The following is a 5,589-nucleotide window of genomic DNA, read 5'->3' on the forward strand; positions in this document are numbered from 1 at the left end:
GAACCTGAAGAAATGGGAGGGGGGTTATTTTCAGCCGTTATTTTAGAAGATTCAGTCTCTGTTTTTCCGGATTGGAAAGGTAGACCAAACAGATAGCTGGTGGCTAAATTATTTACATTATCCATAATTAATCGTCCTTTATTAATTTGTATCTGCTGTTAATACCGTCCTTGTGGTTAGCTCGTTTGCTTAGCAAATTTAATGCTTCATGAGAGTACTTGGGCCATCTCAAGAAAAGGGGTAAATTACCCGTATCTTGTACTATCGCCCTATTTTTTAGACAGATAGGAAATGATTTAGTTCACTACTGAACTTGCTGGAAAAGCAGATGATATAGTGCGATATAGAAAATGCGGACTATGGAGAGCCAACCACTGTGGCATTACAAGAATTAAACATCCTGATATTTATCGGCTCTCAATGCTGATCGTAATGGCCACCCAGAGCGCAAATATAGATAAACTGGTCGTCAAATCTATATATCAATCGGTCCTTCTGGGTGAGCCTGCGAGACCTGTGACCAGAAAGGCCATGCTTTAGCGGTTCTGGTTTGCCGACCCCAGTAGTTGGGTCACCTTGCATCATTTCCTTGAGTTGGCGGCATAAAACTTTATGCAACTTTTTATCTTTCTCGCGTAAAGCTTCGTATACCTGCCAAGTATTACCCTCAAAGACCAATGATCTCACTGATATCCTCCTCACTTGGCTGATAGCCCTCACCCCGGCTGTGTGTATTCTGTGAGTCTGCAATCTGCTGCATCAAGCTACTATTCTGCAGCACATAAAGGGTCTCTTGTTCCCGCTCCCAGTCATCAGCACTGATCACTACAAAGTCTTCTCCACCGCGCCGAGTGACCTTAAGCGGAGTGCGGTTGCCCACAACCTTCTCTACAAAGCTTTTCAGGTTATCCCTGAACTGATTAACGCTGACACTTTCCATAAATTAACTCCACCTTTTGTGTACGGTATTACCGTACACTTTAGAGAGCAGGCATTTAAAAGGCAAGTCAACGCCTAGCAGCCTGTCGGACTTAAGGCTGCTAGCCAAGAACTACGCAACCGCTCAGAAATTGTTGGACGAAGCCCGTTCTGACCTGTCATTAAGTTGAACTCTGTCCTGAACAGACCCTGCTGTTTGAAAAAGAGATGCAAATTCTACTGATATTCATTCCGTTTTCTGTAGAATTGACCGCCTGGCAGAGCTCGGACAGATATTTAAACAGACTTTCATGAAACAGGTGCCTACCGCTTTAGAAGCACAGGAAAATGACTTATCACCACTCTCTTCAGAGCGTGGCAGTGACAAGTCATTTTCAAAACAAGGCCTTTCGCTTTTCTGGAGAGCTGGCAGCTGGTTGCTGGCTCTTCTGCTTTTTACTCCGTTACTGGCACTGGTCTATGAGGCCTCTGGGCCCACCGGCGAGATTTTTGCCCACCTGCGAAATACTGTGCTGGGCACATACATCCTCAACACCGTACTGTTGATCTCCGGTGTCGGTATTCTGGGTTTGATCCTTGCCCTCCCTGCGGCCTGGATCATGGCAAACTGTGAAATCCCCGGTAAACATTATCTGCAATGGCTTCTGGTACTGCCACTGGCCATGCCTTCTTACGTGGTCGCCTATATCTATACAGACCTGCTGGAATACGCAGGCCCGGTTCAAAGACTGTTGAGGGATTTAACGGGTTGGGAGAGTGCTGCCGATTATTTTTTTCCTGATATTCGCAGTCTGGGCGGCGCAATCATGATTCTTGCGCTCGTGCTTTATCCTTATCTTTATCTGCTGGCCAGAACCGCCTTTCTTGAACATTCCCAGAGTCAGATACTGGCCAGCCGACTGCTCGGATGTTCTCCTGTTGCCAGTTTTCTCAGGGTCTCAATCCCCATGGCCAGACCAGCTATCATAACTGGCCTGGCGCTTATGGGTATTGAGACACTGGGTGATTTTGCTACGGTTGATTACTTTGCCGTACCGACTTTAACGACAGCTGTCTATGACACCTGGCTGGGTTATGGCAGTTTGAATGCCGCTGCCAAATTATCTGCCATTATGCTGGTTGCAGTCGTGCTACTGATCTCACTGGAAAGCTACAGTCGCAGAAGACAGCAGCTCTACCAGAAGGTCACCGGGCAGGATCACAGTAAAGCCTTTCTTTTGCAGGGGTGGAAAAAGGCCCTGGCCATGTTCTGGTGCTGGATGCTGGTAACACTGGGCTTCCTTCTGCCTGCCGCTATTTTGTTGGATTACGTTGTCCATTATTTCAATGACTCCTGGAACCAGGAATGGCTGACATACAGCCTCAACAGTTTGAAAGTTTCATTAAGTGCAGCCACCCTCGCAACCATGGTCGCCCTGTTTCTGGGACTGTATCAGCGCCTTCAGAACAGTCACTTTGCCAGTATTCCTGCAAAGTTGGTATCTACCGGGTACGCGCTTCCCGGAAATGTTCTGGCGATTGCGGTGCTAACCCCCTTAACCCTGTCTGACCATGGCCTGAATGGTCTTCTCATGGCCTTTGACTTACCACCCGTTGGTCTGATTTTCAGTGGCTCGATATTTGCGATTGTTTTCGCCTACACTGTACGCTTCTCAGCCGTGGCTGTTGGCAGTGTCGAATCCAGTCTGGGCAGAGTCTCCCCATCTCTGGATATGGCCAGCAGAACATTGGGGTGTAAACCTTCCGAGATGGTAAGACGTGTTCATATTCCTATGATCCGCAAAGGTTTGTTGACAGGATTTCTGCTGGTTTTTATCGAATCCATGAAAGAGCTGCCAGCCACGCTTCTTTTAAGACCTTTTGGCTTTGAGTCACTGGCGACAAGGGTTTTTCAGTTTGTTTCCGATGAAAGACTGGAACAGGCCGCTCTGGCCGCATTGATAATGGTCCTGGCCGGACTGGTACCACTGATACTTTTGAATCGTTCGCTGGAGGCAGAACAAAAATGACCGCCCTGACTATTGCTGGACTGAGCTGCCGTTACGAACAAACAGAAGTACTCTCTAACCTGAGCCTTGAGGTAGATGAAGGGGAGATTGTTTGCCTGCTGGGTCGAAGCGGCTGTGGTAAAACCACGCTTTTAAAAGCCATTTCAGGGCTTCTTCAGCCATGTGCGGGGACGATTTCACTGCACGGTCAGGTCGTCAGTTCAATCGGTGGAACACTGCCTCCGGAACAGCGCGGAATAGGGATGATCTTTCAGGACTACGCGCTGTTTCCTCATCTGACTGTGTTTCACAATATTGCCTTTGGCCTTCGAGACCTTTCCCGCAGAGATACCCGCAAGCGTGTGGAAGACATGCTGGAGCTGGTCAACCTTTCCGGTTTGGACCGCCGCTATCCTCATGAGCTTTCCGGTGGTCAGCAACAGCGTGTTGCTATTGCCAGAGCTCTGGCTAACAACCCTTCCCTACTGTTGCTGGATGAACCTTTTTCCAATATTGACAGTCAGGTAAGACAGAGGCTGGTGAGGGAGGTGAGGGACATTCTCAAACAGCAGAAAGTCACAGGACTGTTTGTCACTCATAACCGTGATGAAGGTTTTGCCTTTGCCGATTCCGTTGCCATTATGCACGACGGAAACATTCTGCAACGAGGTCACTCTTTCGACGTCTATAATCGTCCTGCAAGTCGCTTCGTGGCAGAGTTTATGGGGTCTGGCAATCTCCTGCCCTGTGAAGTGATAAACAGCCGCTCTGTTTCAACCCCGCTGGGGATTGTTGAGTCATCGAGTGACATTTCAGCAGACCCCGGTCAGACTGCAGAGTTGTTTATCCGCCCGCAAATGTTTTCGATTGAGAGGTGTCAGTGCGAAAACCCGCTGAATCCTGCCCAGATCAAAAGCCAGCAGTTTATGGGAACCCGCTTGCGGACCGAGGTTAGGCTGAAAGAAAGTGTTCTGGTCGTGGAAAACTCGACCCCGTTCCCGGAAAGCACACCAGTGGATATTTCGGTACAACCCCATGAACTGCTGCTGTTCGATCAGAAAGGCTATTCACTCTGATCTTTCCATGGTCTGTCATCAATGAACGACCATGGTTCTTTCAGCACCCAATCAGATCCGTCATACTGATGCCCGGGTAACTGATTCGGAGAAAATCTGATGCTGGACTTCCTTTTCACAGCCGTCGATGACCGGGTCATCGATTTTGAAACATTAAAACTGCACGAAAAGCCCAATCAATACCTGGTTTTGCCAGAAGGCAATTTTTCAGCAGAGCCTCATCAGCTCAGCCCGGTTCTGAGCATCAGTGCCACAGAGCTGCAAAAACAGTTTTCAAACATCGCCCAAAGCCAGAAGAAGGTAGAAGTCTTGCGGACCAGTGATGATGGTTTGCAAGTCGACTACGTCCAGAGAACCCCTTTTATGGGCTACCCGGATACCATTACCGTCCGTTTTTACCCTCAGGGGGAAGACACCAGCACGCTGGCTATTTACTCTCGCTCACATTACGGCTACTCGGATTTGGGGGCTAACAAGAAAAGAATCACGCTCTGGCTCGATAACCTGAAAGCCTCAATTAAAGACCCAAAAAAGCATTAGATAAGAATATATCCGGACTCACTAATGACCACTATGTCGTGTGATAACCATCATTGACCAAGACAAGATATGCAATTTCAAATGATTATTAACCATCCCGAATGGTTACTGATGCTGCTTGCTCCGCTGTTTATCGGTTTAATGGTGGCGGAGTATTTCACTGGCCAAAGGTGCGGAAAGCTACCGGAAAATTCTGCCTATAAACTGCCAGAAGTGCTGTGCAACTTCTCATTAGCAGGTATGCATCAGCTGGCAGATCTCCTTACAGGCCTGTTGATTGTAAAACTCTATTTCTGGCTTTTTGGCTGGAAGTTGCTAGAGATTGAAATGAACGCAGCGTCCTTTGTTATTTTGCTGATCTTACAGGATTTTTGCTACTACTGGTTTCATCGCGCCAGCCACAGGGTGCGCTGGATGTGGGCTGCCCACGTCGCACATCATAGCTCGGAAAGAATGAATTTCAGCACAGCGTTTCGCCAAAGCCTGATGTACCCGATTGCTGGTATGTGGCTGTTTTGGGTTCCTTTGGTCATCATAGGTTTTGAGCCTAAATGGGTTATCTTTGCGGTCCTGCTTAACCTGGGGCTACAGTTCTTTGTTCATACACAGTGGGTTCGCACTCTCGGTAAGCTCGAACTTATTTTTAACACACCGTCGCATCACCGGGTTCATCATGGGCTCAACGCTCAATACATTGATAAAAACTATGCCGGTGTTCTGATCGTCTGGGATAAGCTATTCGGTACCTTTGAACCAGAAGTGGAAACCGTGCGCTACGGGATCAGCAAGCCTGTCAACAGCTATAATCCGCTGGTTGTGACTTTCTCTGAATGGTTGGATATGTACAGAGAAGTAAAAGGCAAACACACGACGCTCAAACAGCGTATGAAGATCTTTTTTGCTCCACCAAGTGATAAACCAACAGTGACAGAGTCTGAAAGTCCGGATCAAACGGTAAAAAAAGAAAATCAATAGGATTTTGACTGTCAACAACCGAGTAACCACTGAAGAAGGACGGAGTCAGATCCGGAACAGCCATGATATTG

6 protein-coding genes are annotated in these 5,589 nt (G+C 47.9%); 4 read left to right on the forward strand and 2 right to left on the reverse strand.

The window, feature by feature from the left end:
• Positions 1-417: 417 nt before the first annotated feature.
• Positions 418-720 (reverse strand): Txe/YoeB family addiction module toxin, encoded by a 303-nt coding sequence (locus KDK16_RS01190; RefSeq protein ID WP_373690718.1) that lies wholly within the window; start codon positions 718-720, stop codon positions 418-420.
• Positions 668-940: a type II toxin-antitoxin system Phd/YefM family antitoxin gene (locus tag KDK16_RS01195; protein ID WP_257274311.1), complete on the reverse strand. Its 273-nt coding sequence runs from the start codon at positions 938-940 to the stop codon at positions 668-670. Before KDK16_RS01195 ends, KDK16_RS01190 begins: the two co-directional genes overlap by 53 nt.
• A gap of 289 nt (positions 941-1,229) precedes the next feature.
• Here KDK16_RS01195 and KDK16_RS01200 point away from each other — a divergent pair, with 289 nt between their 5' ends.
• From KDK16_RS01200 to KDK16_RS01215, 4 genes are all read left to right on the forward strand, one after another.
• A complete protein-coding gene (locus KDK16_RS01200) occupies positions 1,230-2,948 on the forward strand; it encodes an iron ABC transporter permease (RefSeq protein ID WP_257274312.1) in 1,719 nt (572 codons plus the stop codon).
• Complete coding sequence (locus tag KDK16_RS01205) at positions 2,945-4,003, forward strand: ABC transporter ATP-binding protein (RefSeq protein WP_257274313.1); 1,059 nt, start codon at positions 2,945-2,947, stop codon at positions 4,001-4,003. Before KDK16_RS01200 ends, KDK16_RS01205 begins: the two co-directional genes overlap by 4 nt.
• Positions 4,004-4,102: 99 nt before the next feature.
• On the forward strand, positions 4,103-4,543 hold the full coding sequence (locus tag KDK16_RS01210; protein WP_257274314.1) for a DUF1499 domain-containing protein: 441 nt from the start codon (positions 4,103-4,105) through the stop codon (positions 4,541-4,543).
• Positions 4,544-4,783: 240 nt separating this feature from the next.
• A complete protein-coding gene (locus KDK16_RS01215; protein WP_257274315.1) occupies positions 4,784-5,518 on the forward strand; it encodes a sterol desaturase family protein in 735 nt (244 codons plus the stop codon).
• The last annotated feature ends 71 nt before the right edge of the window (positions 5,519-5,589 follow it).

Source organism: Endozoicomonas sp. SESOKO4 (assembly GCF_024606275.1).